Source organism: Citrobacter sp. Cm038, from assembly GCF_030333105.1.
GTDB lineage: Bacteria > Pseudomonadota > Gammaproteobacteria > Enterobacterales > Enterobacteriaceae > Citrobacter > Citrobacter murliniae.
Window position 1 is genome coordinate 1,152,815 of sequence record NZ_JAOWGO010000016.1, and the last position, 19,835, is coordinate 1,172,649.

Below are 19,835 nucleotides of genomic sequence, written 5' to 3' on the forward strand. Positions count from 1 at the left end.
AAAAAGAAAAAAATCTTTATTTTTCTGTTTGTTATCAATTTTTATGTAAAGAAATGAATAGCTGCGTGAGTTTATACCCTCGCAGCTCATTTGATTACGCTAATAACAATTGATGATTTGCCAGCAACGTGGCCAAATCGGTTTGCACACCATTAAGCGTCACGACGATGGTCGAGTCGAACTGGCTACCCGTTCCATCTCTGTCGATCTGAATCTGAGTGTTGCTCCCAATTTGTACCACCTGGATATAGTCAGTGAGATTGTTCACCCCACTGTCCAACGTCGCCACGCCATTCACATAGCTCGCCGATCCCGTGCCGGTATAGCCGCTATCAGAAAGCAGATCGCGCAGGTCAATACGGTCAGTATCTGCCGTCCCCTCCCAGGTACCGACAGTAAAGCCGTTTACCACATCGCTGCCGTTGCCACCCGTGGCATCCAAAGCGTTGATCAGCTTATAAAGCAACGTATCGTGACCGCCGCTGCCGATATTGAAGGTGTCATTACCGCCGCGCCCTTCGAACTGGTTATCACCGCTATTGCCAGTAATAACGTCGTTGTAGTTGGAACCATTAATCCCTTCAATATTAACCAACGTCGCGGTATCGAACCCGGTACTCTGAGCCGTAGAGCGCCCCAGATCGACGGTTACACCGGAAGCAGCATGGCGATAATCTACGACATCCACGCCGCCTGTACTGCTCCACGTGTCGTGTTCAGAGGTTGTCGTCCAACCACCAGAACCGTTGTAGGTATAATTCCCCGCCTCAGCTATAAAGGTATCGTTGTATCCGGTACCTGTCAGGGTTCCGTGGTGTCCGCCTGTGGCAGCATCAGCCGTCAGGGAATAACTCTCTTTACCGTCTCCTGCTGTCAGTCCATCCCAGGTTGCATTACTTGAAACACCGTTAATGGCACGAACCAGCACCGCACGGTAAGTTTCACTGGGGTCCAAACCGTAAAAACTGATGAGTGACGAGGAATCGTTTATGCCGATCCCTGACTGGGCATTGATGATTTCGCTGGCGACCAACTGATTTGCCGAGTTGTATAGCTGGACAGTGTTGCCAAAGAAGGCGTTAATTCCTTCGCTGTCGACAATCTTCAAATGCAATGCTGTTCCAGGCGCAACCGTATTGGTATTACGCTCCAGTAAAACAGTACCGTTTTGACGGAAAATCAGCAGATCCTGTGCACCATCCCAGTCGTAATCAAGCAGAGCAGCTCCGGATACCTGAGTTGACGTAGCGGTACTGAATTTTGAAGCTGTAAAACTTGCTGTACCCGCCAGTCCATCATTGGTGTAAAGATAAGACTGCCCGCTATTCGCCAGTTTGATGATGTCCATGTTACCGTCGAGGTTCCAGTCCACCGCCACGCTGACGTTACCCACAAACTTATCCGTGGTCGCTGTTCCAACCGCAGTGCCTGCAAGAAGGTTACCGCTACCATCGTTCAGCATTAACACGCCGCCCTGACTGGTTCCGCTGGAGGTACGGGACATGCTGATATACAGGTCCATGTAACCATCGCCATTAAAGTCGGCCCAGGTCATACTTACCGCACTGGAAGCCGCGCCAGCGAGATTGCCGCTGTACATGGTATTGGTAAAGTTTTGCCCCCATGTAAAAGAACCATTGCCTTGGTTAAACATGGTCGACAGCGCATAGAAGTTATTCCCGTTGGTCGTATGCTGGGCAATATCCACTTTTCCGTCGTTATTCAAATCCACACCGGACGCCTCAATCAGGCTGTTGTACCTACCTACCGTCGAACCTGATACAAAGTTGGTGTATGTCCCGGACTTAGAACTACCGGTCAGCGTACCGTTGTTATTGAGCATGAAGGTGCTGGAATCAGGTCCCCCAGCATCACCAATGACGAAATCGGTGTAACCATCACCCTGAATATCAATGGCAACCACCGCGCCATACCACACCGCAGTATGTATGACAGAAGTATTAGTCAACACAGTAGTGGTATAAGTACCGTCACCATTATTGATTAACTGCGCCATGTAGTCCCAGCTTGTCCCTTCAGCAAGCACGTCTGCCAACCCGTCGCGGTTGATATCCGCATAAGTACCCGTGGTGTAATTCCCCGTCATAGAAAAATTACCTGAAACGGTGTAAGAGTTACGGCTGCTGGCGTCCGCCGATGCGAATTGCTGATTTGCGATAATCGTCCACAGCCCATCCGAATCCAGCATATAGCTGGAAGAATAGGAATTATTCGCGGCGGTAAATGACCAGGCTGGTGTCAATGATGCTTCATTACCCACGACCAGGCTGCCGGTGGTCAAATCAACGGTATTACCGTTGCCGGCGCTACTTTTCACTACTGCTGTGACATCATAATTCTTCACGCTCAGCGCATCGCCGTCCGGGATCTGCAAATACCAAGTGTTATTATCCGGATCGACCACTACCCCACCACCTGAATCAGAGGTGTAGGTTTTACCGTTCACGTTGATAACGAGATACTCACTGTTAGTCAGTTTCGCCGATAGCAAACCACTCAGAATGGGGGTAGTGTCTGTCGTAGTCTGGGCGGTAATGCTCACGGTGGTGGTAGGGATGCGAGTATCTACTTTCAGCACAAAATCATCTGAATCGGTGTGGTTACCCGCCAGATCGGTCACACGCAACATATAGGTGTGATTACCATCATTCAAACCACTGTCCTGGAAATACCAACTGGCGGCATCGCTCATCGTTACCAATCCCAGCAGCACACTATCACGATACAACTGCACAATCTCGCCATTGTCCGGCGCACGGTTAAGTGTCCCGTTAATCACAGGGGAACTGTCATCTGTTGCCACCGATGCGCCAAAACTGCCCTGGCGTTCGCCTTCTCCGTCGGTGTAGCTGACGACCCTACCGACCGTGACTGGCGTCGTGGTATCGACCGTCACCACCTGCGAAGAGGTAGAGCCGACGTTACCTGCCTGGTCGACGATCCGCACCTGGTAGGTGTAAACACCGTCAGCCAGATCACGGGTATCAGTGTAGCTCCAGCGCTGGTTAGTCACGGCTGTGTCAATCCAAGCATTGCCGCCATCAAGGCTTATTTGCACGCGCTCATCGCTTTCCAGCCCGCTGCCCAGCGAGCCGTTAATGGTCAGCTTGGTGTCAATGGTGATGAAGTCGCTGCTGGACTGCCCGGTATCTTCGCTAATGCTGTCAATAGTGATGCCATTCTGCGGTGCCTGGGTATCGACAGTGACCACCTGAGAGGTCGTCGCCCCTACGTTACCGGCCTGATCTACCACGCGAACCTGATAGCGATGCTCGCCATCGGTGAGCGTGCGGGTATCGGTATAGCTCCAGCTCGTCCCATTCACCGTGGCGTAGGCCCATGTACTCCCACCATCAACTCTCACTTGGACATACTCATTTGTGCCAGGTTTCACACCCAGCGTACCGTGCAGAGTGTACGACGTTGAGCTGGTCAGGAAATCATTATTATCGAACCCAGTATCAACAGTAATGTTATCCACTGTTACTGTGATAGCCGCGTCAGGAGCGACCGTATCAACGGTCACCTGTTGATGCGCGGAAGCACCGATGTTTCCGGCAACATCCACTACCCTCACATAATAATCGTAGGTGGTGTTTTGCAGCGTGCGCCCATCAACGTAGTGCCAACTGTTGTTGCCAGTCACAATTACGTTCTGCCAGGTATCGCCGCCGTCAATACTGATCTGAACGTATTCATCAGCGGCCAGTGTTGCTCCCAGCGAACCGTGCAGCGTCAGCGAGGTATCGTTGGTAATGAAGTCGCTGCTGCTCAGCCCGCTATCATCGCTGATGCTATCAATGGTGATGGTTTTTCTGGCGTCTGGTGCGACGGTATCAATAGTCACCACCTGGCTGGTGTTGGCGCTGACATTACCTGCGTTATCAATAACTCGCAGTTGATAGTTGCAATCACCATCGGCCAGCGTACGGCCATCGACATACGTCCAGCTCAGACCGCTGACGCTGACGTCAGTCCATGTGCGACCGCCATCCAGGCTAATCTGCGCGTGATCGCCATTGCCCAGCGCCGCCCCGAGCGTTCCTTTCAGGCTGATCTGGTTGTCGCTGGTAATAAAGTCGTTGCCAGACAGTCCGGTATCCTGGGTAACGGAATCCACAGTAATGGTCGTGGCCGCCGGTGCGGTCAGGTCAATCACCACGTCCCGGCTGTCCGTTGCGCCGACGTTACCCGCATTGTCGATCACACGAACCTGATATTGGTACGTTCCGTCTGTCAGGGCGCGGCCGTCGGTGTAGCGCCATTGCAAGCCAGTGACGGTCAGATCAATCCAAGTCCCACCTTCATCAAGACTGATCTGTGCTTTCTCGTTATTACCAAGTTGTGCGGTCAGTGAGCCGTTAACGATGACCTTACTGTCGTTAGTGATGAAATCACTCGCGCTCAGGCCGGTGTCATTTTGCAGCGAATCAATACCGATCACCATTGATGGTGCGGTCAAATCAACTGTCACGGTGTGGTCGGCGCTGGCGCTGTTACCAATGGTATTGCTCACCTGAGCGTTAATCACATATGAACCGCCGTCTGCCAGCGCGGTCACGTCCGCGCTGGCGACGGTGTAGGTCCAACTACCGTCATTCTGCACAGTTGCGGTGTAGGTTTTACCGTTGAGCGTAATGGTCACCGTCTGACCCGCAGGTGCGTCGGTGGCACCGCTGACGACCAGAGGCGTGCCGTGCTCCGCCGCGCTGACGATGTCATCTTCAGCAAAGGTGTTAATAGTAATCGTCGGTACGTCACCGCTCAACGTCACTTCGTGCGTGGCGCTGCCCGGGTTGCCCGCCTTATCGCTCACCGTCGCGGTGAGGGTGTAATCCCCATCGGTCAGGCCGAGGAAATTATGGCCCGGCACGAAGACCGACCACGAACCGTCCGCCGCCACGGTCGCCTGATAGCTGTGGCCGTTGAAGGAGACCGTCACCATCTGGCCCTGTTCCGCCGTGGTGCTACCACTTATGGTCTGGCCCGCCAACTGCTCAGCGTTGTTGACGATATCGTCATCTGCCACAGTGCTGATGGTGACGGTTGGTGCCACGGTATCAGCCGTCAGGGTATGCGTGGCCTGGCCGTTGTTACCGACTTTGTCGTTCACTGACGCAGTGACTGTCAGGGTGCCTTCACTGAGGACTACCAGGTCTGCCGCCGGAACATCCAGCGTCCATGTGCCATCACTCCTCACCACCGTAGTGTAAGTTTTGCCACCCAGCGTCACGGTTACCGTCTGGCCCGCTTCTGCGCTGGAAAAACCGTGCACGGTCAGCGGCTGCTGCACCTCAGCCGCATTCAGAACATCATCACTGGAAATCGTGGCAATGCTGACAACTGGTGCAGTGGTTTCCACGCTGATGTTATGTGTCGCCGAAGCACTGTTGCCTGCGCTGTCCCGCGCCGAAACAGAGACTTGATAGCTCGCGCCATCGCCCAGTGCGCCCACGTCTACAGCCGGTACCGTTGTACTCCAGGAGCCGTCGTTCTGAATGATGGCCGTGTAGCTCTTCCCATTCAGGATCACAGTCACCTGCGTGCCGCTGGCAAACTGCGTGCTGGAACCGTTGATCGTCAGCGTATTGCCCGCTTCCGCCGCGTTAATCACGTCATCACCGCTGAGGGTGTTGACGGTCAGCGCCACGGGGGCGGTATTCACCACTACATTGTGCGTCTGGGTGTTGCTGTTACCCGCGCTGTCGGTGATAGTTGCGCTGATGGTTACGGTGCCGTCAGTCAGGGCAGAAATCACGCTGGCCGGTACGCCCACACTCCAGTTACCGCTGGCATCAACGGTGGTGGTGTACTGGTTTGAGCCAATGGTGATGACCAGCTTATCGCCGACGTTCGCGCCGGTTGCTGTCCCGCTGACAATTTGCGCCTGGGTATGCTCCAGACTGTTAATCACGTCATCACCAGCCACGATGTTAAAGCTGACGGTTGGCGGCGTAGTGTCGAGCGTAATCGTTTTATCCGCACTGCCGGTGTTACCCGCCGCATCGCTCACGCTCACTTGTACGGTGTAGCCGTTGTCCGCCATGGTTGTCAGGTCTGCCGCTGGCACGTTAACGCTCCAGACGCCGCCCTGCAGAACCTGCGCGGTGTAACTCTTACCGCCAAGCGTCACGGTCACCGTCTGCCCTACTTCTGCCGTGGTGGTGCCGGAGATCGCTACCCCCGCAGAGGCTTCCGCGCTGTTAATCACGTTGTCGCCTGCCACCGTATCAATTGACACGGTTGGCACCGTCGCATCCACGCTGTACTCGCGTCCCGCAGAGGCGCTGTTGCCATTCACGTTGGTGACGCTCACCTGCACACTGGCGTCGCCGTCTTTCAGTCCGGTGAGATCAGCGGACGGCACGGTTGCAGTCCAGTTGCCGTCGGCATCGACTTTCACGGTGTAAGACTTGCCGCTAAAGGTGATGGTCACGGTCTGGTTTTCTTCCACATTGGACGTGCTGCCGGAAAGCACCAGATCGATACCTTTTTCAGCGGCATTGATCACGTCGTCGGTGGCGATGGTGTTGATGCTAACAGCTACGGCTGCCAGATCGACGGTGACATCATGGCTGATAGTCACCGGGTTGCCCGCGGTGCTCTGGCCTTCTACTGTGACGGTCACCGTGCCTGCTGCCAGAGCACCCACGTCTGCCGCCGGGATTGCCGCACTCCATGTACCGTCTGCCAGCACGGATGTTGCGTAGGTTTTGTCATTGATCGTTACGGTCAGCGCGGTGCCTGGGATCAGACCGTCGCTGGAGCCTGTCACGATCAGGTTCTGATTGTGTTCAATACTGTTGACCACATCATCGCCCGCAACGGTATCGACACGCAGACCCGGGAGGTTGGCGTCGATGGTAACATCACGCTCGCCGGAGCCGGTGTTACCGTGACCGTTGGTCACGGTTGCCGATATGCTCAAACTGCCGTTGCCCAGCGCCGTCAGCACATCATACGACACGTTCACTGACCAGCTCAGATCGCTCTGAACCGTTGAGATATAATCATTCCCGCCGATAGAAACCGTTACGATACTGCCCGCCTCTGCGTTGGCAACTTTACCGCTAATAGTCTGGCCTGCAGCCACTTCGGAGGCATTGATGACGTTGTCACCCGCGATGGTATTGATGGTGACGGTTGGCAGGCCAGTGTCCACCTGCAGGTTCGCGGTGTTGCTGACACTGTTACCCACGGCGCTAGTCGCCGTCGCGCTCAGAGTGTAATTTGCTTCACCCAGAGCGGTCAGATCCGCCGCCGGAACCGTCAGGCTCCAGCTTCCGCTTGCAGCGGTTGTCGCCGTGTATTGTTTACCGTTCAGGGTCACTGTGACCAGGGTGCCTTCCGCCAGGTTGGCACTGGTGCCGCTCACGCTCAGATCCTGGCCTTTCTCCACCGCGTTCAGCACGTTATCGCCGCTGAGGGTGTCGAAGACAACTGACGGCAGCCCGGTATCAACGGTGACGGTATGGGTGCCAGAGCCGGTATTGCCCGCAGCATCGGTTACGCTGGCGTTGACCGTCACGGTACCGTTCTGCAGCGCGGAAATCACGCTCGCTGGAACGCCCACGCTCCAGTTACCCGCCGCGTCCAGCACGGTGGTGTAAGTCTGTCCGCCAATATTGACGGTGACTTTGTCGCCTGCCGCCGCGCCAGTGGCGGAGCCGCTGACGATCTGCGCCTGAGCGTGCTCAGTCACGTTAATCACATCATCACCCGCAATGGTGTTAATGCTCACAATCGGAACGGTCACATCCACCGTCAGATTGTGGTCTACGGATGCCGGGTTACCCGCTTTGTCGCTCACGCTAGCGGTCACGATGACGCTGCCGTCACCGAGTGTTACCAAATCCGCAGATGGGACGTTCAATGTCCAGCTACCATTGATGCCGACGGTCGTGGTGTAATCTTTGCCGTTCAGGCTCACTATCACCGTCTGCCCGGCTTCTGCGGTGCTGGTACCGGAAACCGTCAGGTCAGACTGCGCTTCCGTTGCATTCAGAATATCGTCAGCCGCAAGGGTATTGATAGTTACGGAAGGTGCGGTCGCATCCACGCTGTACTCTCGGCCCGCCGATGCGCTGTTACCGTTCACGTTGGTCACGCTCACTTGCACGCTGGCGTCGCCGTCTTTCAGTCCCACCAGGTCTGTCGATGGGATGGTCGCCGTCCAGGTGCCGTCGGCACCCACCTTCACAGTATAGATTTTGCCACCCATGCTAAGCGTGACGATCTGGTTGGCTTCGACGTTGGTTGTCGCGCCGGAAAGCACCAGATCGACACCTTTTTCAGCGGCATTGATCACGTCGTCGGTGGCAATGGCGTCGATGCTAACAGCAACGACTGCCAGATCGACGGTGACGTCATGGCTGATAGTCACCGGGTTGCCCGCCGTACTGTCGCCAGTAACGCTGATCTTCACGGTGCCTTCCGGCCATGCGCTCACGTCCGCCTGCGAAACAGCCGCGCTCCAGGTACCATCTGCCAGCACCGTTGCCGCATAATCTTTGCCGTTTACTCTAACCGTCAGCATCGTACCTGACGCTATTCCATCGCTGGAACCTGTCACGATCAGGTTCTGATTGTGTTCAATACTGTTGACCACATCATCGCCCGCAACGGTATCAACACGCAGACCCGGGAGGTTGGCGTCGATGGTAACATCACGCTCGCCGGAGCCGGTGTTACCGTGACCGTTGGTCACGGTTGCCGAAATGCTCAATCTACCGTTGCCCAGCGCCGTCAACACATCATACGACACGTTCACTGACCAGCTCAGATCGTTCTGCACCGTTGCGGTATACGTGTTGCCGCCGAGGGTTATAGTAACGGTGTTGCCCGCTTCCGCATGGGCCACAGTACCGCTCAGGGTTTGGCCTGCCGCGACTTCCGCCGCGTTAATGACGTTATCATCTGCAACCGTGTTGATGGTGACGGATGGCAGCGCGGTATCGACCAGCAGGTTTGCAGTATTGCTCACACCGTTGCCCACGGCGTTGATCGCCGTTGCATTCAGGGTGTAGTTCGCTTCGCCCAGGTCCGCCAGATCGGCTGCCGGAACCGTCAAGCTCCAGCTGCCGTCTACCGCAGTGGCTGCTGTATACTGTTTGCCGTTAAGCGTGACGGTGACGGTGGTGCCTTCGGCCAGGTTAACGCTTGTACCGTTCACGCTCAAATCCTGGCCTTTTTCCAACGCATTCAGCACGTTGTCGTCGCTAATAGCGTTGAAATTGACCGACGGCAGGCCGCTATCAACGGTCACATTGTGCGTGCCGTTGCCGGTGTTGCCCGCCGCATCCGTCACGCTGACGTTTATGGTTACGCTGCCATCACTGAGGCCGGAAATCACGTTTGCCGGAACGCCCACGCTCCAGTTACCGGTTGCATCCAGTACGGTGGTCCAGGTCTGGCCGCCGATAGTGACGGTAACTTTATCTCCCGCAGCCGCGCCGGTCGCTGAGCCGCTGACAATCTGTGCCTGAGAATGCTCAGCCACGTTAATGATGTCATCGCCTGCAACGGTATTGATGGTCACCGTAGGAACGGTCACATCTATCGTCAGGTTGTGGTCGACAGACGCCGGATTACCCACTTTGTCGCTTACCGATGCGGTAATGTCCATGCTGCCGTCGGTTAATCCTGTCAGGTCAGCCGCCGGAACATCCAGAGTCCAGGTGCCGTTTGCGTTGACGGTCGCGGTGTAGTCTTTACCGTTCATACGCACGGTTACCGTTTGGCCTGCTTCAGCCGTACTGGTGCCGGAAATGGTGAGATCCGACTGGGCTTCCGTTGCATTCAGAATATCGTCAGCCGCAACAGTGCTGATGGTCACGGACGGCGCGGTGGCATCCACGCTGTACTCGCGTCCCGCAGTCGCGCTGTTGCCGTTGACGTTGGTGACGCTCACCTGCACGCTGGCGTCGCCATCTTTCATGCCAGCCAGGTCAGTAGATGACACAGTCGCCGCCCATTTTCCATCTGCATCCACGGTCGCGGTGTAGCTCTTACCGCCGAAGATGATGTTGACGGTCTGGTTCTCTTCCACGTTGGAGGTGGTCCCCGAAAGGACCAGATCCGCGCCCTTCTCGGCGGCGTTAATGACGTCGTCAGTCGCGATAGCATCAATGCTGATGGCAACGGTCGCCAGATCCACCATCACGTTGTGGTCGATAGAAACCGGGTTACCGGCGATGCTCTGGCCTTCAACGGTCACGGTGATAGTTCCCGCAGCTAAGGCACTCACGTCCGCTAACGGGATCGCCGCGCTCCAGGTGCCATCCGCCAGCACGGTTGCCGGGTAGGTTTTGCCGTTGACGGTCACGGTTAGCGCTGTACCTGCGCTCAGGCCATTGCTGGAGCCGGTGATAATCAGATTCTGTGCATGCTCGATACTGTTGATCACGTCATCGCCTGCTACGGTGTCTACACGCAGCCCCGGCAGGTTCGCGTCGATGGTGATATCGCGCTCACCTGTACTGCTGTTGCCGACGCCGTTGGTCACGCTGGCGGTTACAATCAGTTCACCGTTACCCAGCGCCGTCAATGCGGATTCCGGGACGTTAATGGACCAGCTCAGATCGTCCTGTACCGCCGTGGTATAGGTGTTGCCGCCAATCGTCACGGTCACAGTGTTGCCCGCTTCGGCATTCACCACTTTACCGCTGATGGTCTGGCCGTTCGCCAGTTCGGCGGCGTTGATCACATCGTCGCCCGCAACGGTGTCGATGGTCACGCCAGGTAATACGGACTCCACGTTCACAGTGTGTGACGCGCGGGTGCTGTTGCCTACGCTATCCGTTGCCGACGCGGTGACGGTGTATAAGGCTTCACCCAGCGCTCCCACCTGGTCCGCCGGAACGGTGGTAATCCACTTTCCGTTGGTATCGACGGTGGCGATGTAGGCTATACCGTTGAGCATCACGGTGACGACCGCACCTGCCGCTAGACCGGAAGCCGTGCCCGAGAGGGTCAGATCCTGCGTTTTTTCGGTGCTGTTGATGACATCGTCACCGGAAATTACGTCAATGGTCAGCACCGGGGCGGTTAGGTTCACTTCCACGTCGTGCGTGGCGCTGTTGCTGTTACCGGCTTTATCGGTCAGCGCCGCTCTGATGATGTAATCTCCGGCAGTCAACGCATTCACGTCTGCCGCAGGCACCCCCACGATCCAGTTGCCCGAAGTATCCAGGGTCGCGGTGTAATTTTTATTGTTGATGGTGACGGTCACCACATCGCCTGCTGCCGCGCCTGTCACGGAACCGGTGACAATCAGCGCCTGCGCATGTTCAGCGCTGTTGATCACGTCGTCGTCAGAAACGGTATTGATGGTCAGTTTCGGCACTGTGGTATCGACCAGCACATCGCGATCCGCCGAGGCCTGGTTACCCGCTTTATCGGAAACCGCCGCGGTGATAGTGTAGTCGCCGTCAACAATCGTGCCGAGATCCGCAGAAGGTACGGTCACGCTCCAGCTACCGTTTGCCTGTACGGTGGTGGTGTAATTCTGGCCGTTCAGGATCACGGTCACGGCCTGCCCGGATTCGGCGTTGGTCACGCCGCTCACGACCAGATCGACCTGCGCTTCTGTCGCATTGATGATGTTGTTATCGCTAACGATCTCGATAGACACCGTCGGCGCGGTCGCATCAACACTGTACTCACGACCGGCGGAAGCGTTGTTGCCGTTCACGTTGGTCACGCTTACCTGCACGCTGGCATCACCGTCTTTCAGGCTGCCCAAATCTGCCGTCGGTACGGTTGCCGTCCAGTTACCGCTGGCATCTACACTTGCAGTGTAAGATTTGCCGCCAAAGGTGATATAGACGGTCTGGTTCTGCTCCACGTTGGTCGTTGAGCCAGACAGCACCAGCTCCGCACCTTTTTCCACTGCGTTAATCACGTCGTCCGTGGCAATGGCATTGATGCTGATGGCGACCGTCGCCAGATCGACCGTTACGTTGTGAGTGATGGATACAGGGTTACCCGCCGCGCTCTCGCCTTCAACTGTGACCGACACGGTACCCGCCGCCAGTGCGCTAACATCTGCCGCCGGAATTGCTGCACTCCAGGTGCCGTCAGCCAGCACCGTAGCGGCGTAGGTTTTGCCGTTCACGGTTACCGTCAGCGCGGAGCCTGCTGCAAGGCCCTCACTGGAGCCGGTGACGATTAGGTTCTGCGCATGTTCGATGCTGTTGATCACATTGTCGCCCGCCACGGTATCAACGCGCAGGCCAGGTAAATTGGCATCAATGGCGATGTCACGCTCGCCAGAGCCGGTATTGCCGTGGCCGTTAGTCACGCTTGCTGACACTGTCAGCAAGCCGTTACCGATAGCCGTTAAGACGCTCAATGGAACATTTACCAACCAGCTCAGGTCATCCTGAACCGTCGCCGTGTACGTATAACCACCAATGTTAATCGTGACAACATCACCGCTCGCCGCACCGCTGACTTTACCACTCAGAGCCTGCCCCGTGACCACTTCTGCCGCGTTGATCACGTCGTCGGTAGCGATAGCGTTGATGGTTACCACCGGGATCGCGCTGTCCACCAGTACGCCATGGCTGGTATTCGTGCTGTTACCTGCGGTATCGGTCACGCTGGCCGTGACGGAGTAGTTTGCTTCACCCAGCGCAGAGACGTTCGCTGCAGGAACGACAACGCTCCAGTTACCGCTGGCATCGGTGGTGGCGATATAGTTGATGCCATTCAGGGTCACAGTGATAGTGGTGCCATCCGGCTGATTACTGGTGCCGGAGAGCAGCAGATCTTCGCCCTTCTCGGTGGCGTTGATGACATCATCGCCCGCCAGGGTATTGATAGTGATAACTGGCGTGGTCAGAGAGACGTCAATATCATGCGTTGCAGTGGTGCTGTTACCGGCTTTATCCGTGATGGAAGCGCTCAGGGTGTAGTCACTGTTCACCAGCGCGCCAACGTCAGAGGCTGGCACACCAATGCTCCAGTTACCGGAATCACCGAGCATTGCAGAGTAATCTTTGCCGTTCAGGGTTACGGTGATGACGTCACCCGCCTGCGCACCGCTCACGTTTCCGGAGACGATCAGCGCCTGGCCGTGCTCGGCGATATTAATGATGTCGTCGCTCGCCACGATGTTGAAGCTGATATTTGGCACAGTGACATCGACCAGCACGGATGAACCCGTGCTCGCCGGGTTGCCCGCTTTATCGGAAACGGTCGCCGTTACCGCCGCATTGCCGTCGGTGATACCTGCTATGTCGGCTGCCGGAACGTTCAGCGTCCAGGTACCGTCTGCCTGAACCTGCGCGGTGTACTGATTGCCATTGAAGGTCACAGTGACCGTCTGACCGGCTTCGGCGCTTGAGGTACCGCTCAAGGTCAGGTCCAGCGCCGCTTCAGTCGCATTTAGCATATTGTCGCTGCTAATGGTGTTGATGGTCACCGTCGGCGCGGTGGTATCGACGCTGTATTCCTGCGCGGAAGAGGCCGAATTGCCATTCACGTTGGTCACGCTGACCTGCACGCTGGCGTCGCCATCTTTCAGGCTATTTAAATTAGCCGCTGGAACGGTATAGCTCCAGTTACCATCGACGTCGACAGTTGTGGTGTAGCTCTTGCCGCCGAAAATGACCGTCACTTTCTGGCCCGCTTCGACGTTCGATGAGGTGCCGCTTAACACCAGATCCTGACCTTTTTCTGCGGCATTCAGCACGTTGTCATCGGTCATGCTGTTGATGCTGATGGCCACCGGGGCAAGATCCACATCCACAACGGTGCCGATGTTCACCGGGTTGCCGGAGGTATCTTGCGCACTGGCGCTGATGGTGAGCGAACCGTCCGCCCACAGGGACACGTCCGCCGCCGGAACCGCCGCCTGCCAGGTGCCATCTGCCAGTACCGTTGCCGAATAAACTTTACTGTTGATGGTCACGGTGACGGTGCTGCCCGCCGCCAAATCGGTGCTAGTACCGGACACAATCAGATTCTGCGCGTGTTCAATCACGTTGATCACGTCATCACCGGCGACGATATCAATACGCAGACCCGGCAGTTGGGCGTCAATGGTGAAGTCCAGGGAAGAAGAACCGGTATTGCCGTGTACGTTGGTTACGCTTGCCGATACGGTCAGCTCGCCGTTACCGAGCGCGCTTAACTGGCTCTCGGTTAACAGCATGCTCCAAGTGAGATCGTCCTGCACGGTAACGTTGTACGTCTGGCCGCCGAGGATAATCGTAACGGTATCGCCCGCCGCCGCATTGCTCACCTTACCAGTCAGGGTTTGCCCTGCCGTCACTTCCGAGGCGTTAACGATGTTATCGCCCGCGAGGGTGTTGATGGTCACTACCGGCAGCGAGCTGTCCACCAGCACGTTGTGGGTGGTAGAGGCACTGTTGCCGACGCTGTCGGTGACGCTGGCAGTCACGGTGTAGTTCACTTCGCCCAGCGCGCTCACCGCAGACGCAGGTACGCTAACGCTCCAGTTACCGCTAGCGTCTGTGATGGCGGTATAGTTGATACCGTTGAGATTAACAGTGAGGGGGGTGCCTTCCGGCTGGTTGCTGGTACCCGAGAGCAGCAGATCTTCGCCCTTCTCTGTGGCATTGATCACATCATCCGCCGCCAGGATATTGATGCCGATTTGCGGCGTCACGGTGTTAACGACAACGTCCAGCGAATTGCTGCCAGTGTTGCCGGACTGGTCAGTTACGGAGACGTTAATCGTCATGGTACCGTCGGCCAGCCCCTGAACAACAGACGCTGGCAGGCCGAGACTCCAGTTGCCCACAGCGTCTACCACAGTCGTGTAGTCGACGTTATTGATGGTGATGGTGACCAAATCACCCACTGCCGCGCCGGTGACGGAGCCGCTGAGGATCTGCGCCTGAGAATGGGCGATTTGGTTCACGGTATTGGTATCGGTGACAAAATCGTTGATCGTCACCTGCGGTACGGTGGCATCCACCAGCCCCACGCGATCTGCGCTACTGCTGTTGCCCGCCACGTCGTTCACAGTAGCCCTTACCGTCACAGTGCCATCTACCAGCGCGCCTACGTCGGCAGCCGGTACGGTGAGGGTCCAGGTTCCGCCCGTCTGGACTGTGGTCTGGTAAGATTTACCGTTCAGTGTCACGGTGACAGTCTGCCCCGCCTGGGCATTACTGGTGCCGCTGACCACCAGATCCTGCTGCGCTTCCGCCGCATTGATGATGTTATCGGACGTCAGGTTGTCCAACGTGATAGTAGGTGGCAACGTATCGACGGTGACGATGCGCGAGGCTTCTGCGCTATTGCCGTTCACATTGGTGACACTGACGCTCACCTGCGCACGTCCGTCGATCAGGGGTTCCATTGCACTCGCTGGAACGGTCAGGCTCCAGGAACCATCCTGCTGCACCTGCGCGGTAAAGATTTGGTCGGCAAATTTAACCACCACGGTCTGACCGGCTTCCACGCCCTGCGTCTGACCTGACAGCGTGACCTCAGCCCTTTTTTCGGCCGTGTTCAGCATGTCATCGCTGCTAATGGTATCAATGGTGACCGCTACGGCGTTCAGATCCAGTTCGATGGGGTGCTCAGCAGAAACGGTATTGCCCCACGTGTCCTGCGCGCTGACGTTGACCGTAATATCCCCTGCCGTCCATGCCTGAAGGTCGGACGCAGGAACACCAATTTGCCAGCTACCGCTGGCGTTCACCACGGCGGTGTAGTCAACGTTGTTGATGGTGACGGTAATCTGCGTGCCTGCGGCCAGATGGCTACTGGAACCGATGACGGTCAGATCCTGCTGCTGTTCGATGGCGTTGATCACATCATCGCCAGAAATCATGTTCACGCGCAGACCAGGCAGCTCGGCGTTGACGTTGATATCACGTTCGCCGCTGCCGGTGTTGCCGTGCGCATTAGTGACCGAAGCGCTGAAGGTCAAATCGCCGTCGCCAAACGCCTTGAGATCCGCTGACGGGATCGTCACGCTCCAGGTCAGATTATTACCCACCGTGGCGGTATAGCTCTTGCCGCCAACGGAGATGGAAACAGTATCGCCCGCCGCCGCGTCGGTGACGCGCCCACTTAGGGTTTGATCCACAGCCACTTCGGCGTTGTTGACAAGGTTGTCACCCGCAAAGGTATTGATAATCACCTGTGGTAGCACCGTATCGACCAGCAGATTAGCGTCTGCAGAACCGCTATTACCCACGCTGTCCGTGCCGCTCACACTGACGGTGTAGAGGGTATTTGCCAGATTCAGCACGTCGGAAACCGGCACCAGGACACTCCAGATGCCGTTTTCAACGGTGGCCTGATAGTTGACGTTGTTCAGCGTTACGGTGATGGCGCCGCCGTTTGGCAGATTGCTGGTTCCGCTCAGGCTCAGCGGCTGCATTGCCTCCTGTGCATTCAGAACATTGTTCTGGCTGATGACATCAATGGTGAATTCTGGCGGATTGCCGCTCAGCGTCACGCCGTGCGTCGCGTTGCCGGTATTGCCCGAGGCATCGGTAACAGAGACAGAAATGCTGTGGCGCCCCTCACCCATTGCGCCGATGACGGAGGCAGGCACACCAACGCTCCAGCTGCCATCGGCCTGTACCACACCGGTAAAGCTCTGGCCACCAAGGGTAACCGTGACCACGTCGCCCGCTGCCGCGCCGCTCGCCTTGCCGGAGATAATTTGCGCCTGGCCCTGCTCGCTGGTATTGAGAGTATCGTCACCCGCTACGGTATCGATCGTGACTACGGGTGCTGCGGTATCAACGGTGAAATCGACGGTGGTTGAAGAGCCGTTACCCGCCTTGTCACTGACGTTCACGGTCAACGAATGGTTGCCGTCAGCCAGCTCTTGTACTTCGCTGGCAGGAAGCGTAACGGACCAGGTGCCGTCACTGCCTACCGTGGCCGTGTGGTTTTTGCCGTTCAGCGTCACGGTTAAAATCTGGCCCGCTTCCGTGTTCGTTTTACCGGTCAGGGTCAGGGTCAGGTTGTGCTCTGCAGCATTGACGATGTTGTCCTGGGAAATCGCATCGATCGATAATGTCGGTGCCACGGTATCCACGCCAATCGTCTGGCTACCGCTTACGGTATTACCCGCCGCATCTTTGCCGCTGACGTTGACCGTCCAGGTACCGTCACCCAGCGCCTGTGCGTCTGCAGCGGGCACCTTCACGCTCCATGCGCCGTTTTCGCCCACTTCTGCAGTATAGGTTTTATCGTTCAGCGTGACAGTGAGCGCCGTTCCCTGCACGAGATTTTTGCTCGCACCGGAGAGGGTAAAGCCAGCGGACTGCTCGCTGGCGTTAATCACATTATCGTCTGCGGTGGTGGCGAGCGTAACGGTCGCGTCTGCCGTTGAGACGATCACGGTAATGCTGCCTGCAGCCGTGGTTTTACTGCCGTCGATCTGCACGACGGACCAGGTGTGTTCTCCGTCCGTCTGCGTCGGAAGCTTTACCGTCCAGGCCCCGTCTTTACCGACCATAGCGCTGGCAATGGTGCTGCCGCTGCTATCTTTGATCTGAATGGTCGCACCAGGTTGTCCGGTACCGCTGAAGGTTGGGGTATTATCATCCGTGACCTCTTTTGCACTCAGCACACCCTGCTTGTCACCCACTTTGTCCGTTACCAAAAAGGTCGGTGTTGCGCTCTCAACTTCTTTGGTGTTATCAATGATTTTGGTTTTGCCATCACCACCATGTGCCAGCAATGCGCCAATCGCGCCGCCGCCTAATGCTGCACCCGCAATCCAGGCCCACGGCGCATCGCTCAGGACACTACCTTGCTCGAGAAAAGGTTCGATACTGGATATTGTTGTCGCATGAGAAGTCAGTTCAGTGGTCGCAAGCCCAGACGCTTCTCCGGTCTCAGCAAACGATATATGGGTAAGTTGATCCTCATCGTTAAAGACCAACTCTGAATGGTTTTTACCTTCAGGATCGTCCATGAAATAATTGTTGCAGCGGATCACGCTACCATCTTTCATGTAAAGCAAGAGATCCTTACCCTGTCGCACGTAGCGTGCCACATCCTGTGCAGAACCATGGACCTCGATAACGCAGGGTGCAGAGACAGAAACAGAGAGGTTCCCTTCACCTGTCAGAACTGTTTTTTCAGCCGTCTTTCGGATAATGACATCAACAATTTTTACTGAACTCATATTTTTTCTCCTTGCAGGCGCCACCATCTTTTACTCATTGCCAATATTCAGATGTAGCAATCTCTGGGAATGACTCCCATTGTCTTCAGTTTTTTTAAGCAATTTTTACAGCGTTTTATTTTCGTTAATAACTTAGATCAGGTAATTTCGCCGCAGCATTTTTTTCAACACCTATAGCAGGTAATAAATTATCCAGGGCTGTAGCATAATTAATTGCGGCACTCCAACTATCATATTCAGCCGTTATTTTTGATAGCGTTGCTTGCCAGACATCTTGTTCAACACTTAGTAAGTCATTAATACTTCTTTTGCTAAGAGTATATTCATTTTTATAAACCTCGCGAGCACGCAGAGCGCTCTGCAACTGTATATTTCCGGCATTTATTCTGCCGTGTGCTCCGGACCAGTCCGCCATAGCAACTGACGCTTTTTGTAGTACATCAAATCGTGCTTGATCGACTTGCGACATTGCCATTTTTCGTGCCCCTCCAGCCTGGAGAACTCTCGCTGAAACCGAGCCACCCTGATAAATAGGGGCATCAATATTTAGCTGAATATGATCGTCCCAATAGCTTCGGTTATCCGATTCATAACGCGTACGCCCACCTTTAAGGCTTAGAGTCGGCCAGTGCTGTGATTTTGCTTTTTCAACGGCATACTGAGCAGACCTTTCCATTGTCCTTGCGGCGAGTACAGATGGAATTAATGAATAATCAATATTATCAAGAGAATCCTCTTGAACGACTAATTCATCAGGTACTGGTTGCAACTGCTCTGCATCAATACCGCTTAACACAGCAAGTCTTGCCCGCGCGCTACTCAGCGCTGCATTGTATTGTTCAAACGTTGCCTGCATTCCCGCGACACGCGCTTGCGTCTGAAGCTCATCAGACGTAGAACTCAGACCAGCATCTGCGCGCAATCGTGCCATGTGCTGAACATTTTTAAGCGCAGTAATATTTTCTTTCGCTGCTTGTGTCAATTCGGTATAGCGTCTGACCTCAACGTAACTGAGAGACGTTTTCTCAGCGACACTAGATAATGTGGCCATAAGCTGGTACCGGTAACTATCTCGTTGTGCTTCAGACTGACTGATTGCGCTGTTCGTTTTGCCAAAATCATAGACAAGCTGTGTCAGACTTAGCCCCCATGTTGCTGAGTTTTGTAGTGAGCCGCTTGAGTCTGTAGTCTGGCTATGCCCTGTATTGCCATTAAGTGATATTTGCGGCATCCAACCACTTCGTGCTTCGTCAATTTGCGCCTGACCAATTCCCATTTGAGCGGCCTGCTGACTTATTGATGGGTCACGGTCAAAAGCGAAAAGAATACTTTCCTTCAGTGTCACATACGCAACTCGGGCTGTGTTCGGTGTACCGTTATAGGCTCTCGCAGTACCACATACGATCATGCCTGCAAATAAAAAATAAAATATGTTGTGCCTTAAGGGTACAAAAGCCCACACATAAGCCTCCTTATTTATCGGCTCTCCTCCAGAATTCGTTTTTACTACGAATCAATTAAGGAATGAATTTTCTTTTTCCATAACGGATTGATTAATCAAGAAACTGTGAAATAGGAGCTTCGCCAATAAAATCAATTAATTTGGAGCATAACAAAAACTGTGATCCCTAACTACACCCACAATGTTAATACAGCGTTAACAAAATAGAGAATATTGTGC

The 19,835-nt window shown here is 55.4% G+C and carries 2 protein-coding genes; both read right to left on the bottom strand.

Translation table 11 applies throughout. From position 1 onward, the window contains the following. Positions 1–94: 94 nt before the first annotated feature. A complete protein-coding gene (locus OGY01_RS07860) occupies positions 95–18,154 on the bottom strand; it encodes an Ig-like domain-containing protein (RefSeq protein WP_286492793.1) in 18,060 nt (6,019 codons plus the stop codon). A 124-nt stretch (positions 18,155–18,278) separates the two neighbouring features. Further along, complete coding sequence (locus tag OGY01_RS07865; RefSeq protein ID WP_284097461.1) at positions 18,279–19,562, bottom strand: TolC family outer membrane protein; 1,284 nt, start codon at positions 19,560–19,562, stop codon at positions 18,279–18,281. Between the last annotated feature and the right edge of the window lie 273 nt (positions 19,563–19,835).

Excerpts from the sequence above, each read along its gene's own strand:
- OGY01_RS07860 (WP_286492793.1), bottom strand. The coding sequence starts at position 18,154 with ATGAGTTCAGTAAAAATTGTTGATGTCATTATCCGAAAGACGGCTGAA.
- OGY01_RS07865 (WP_284097461.1), bottom strand. The coding sequence starts at position 19,562 with ATGATCGTATGTGGTACTGCGAGAGCCTATAACGGTACACCGAACACA.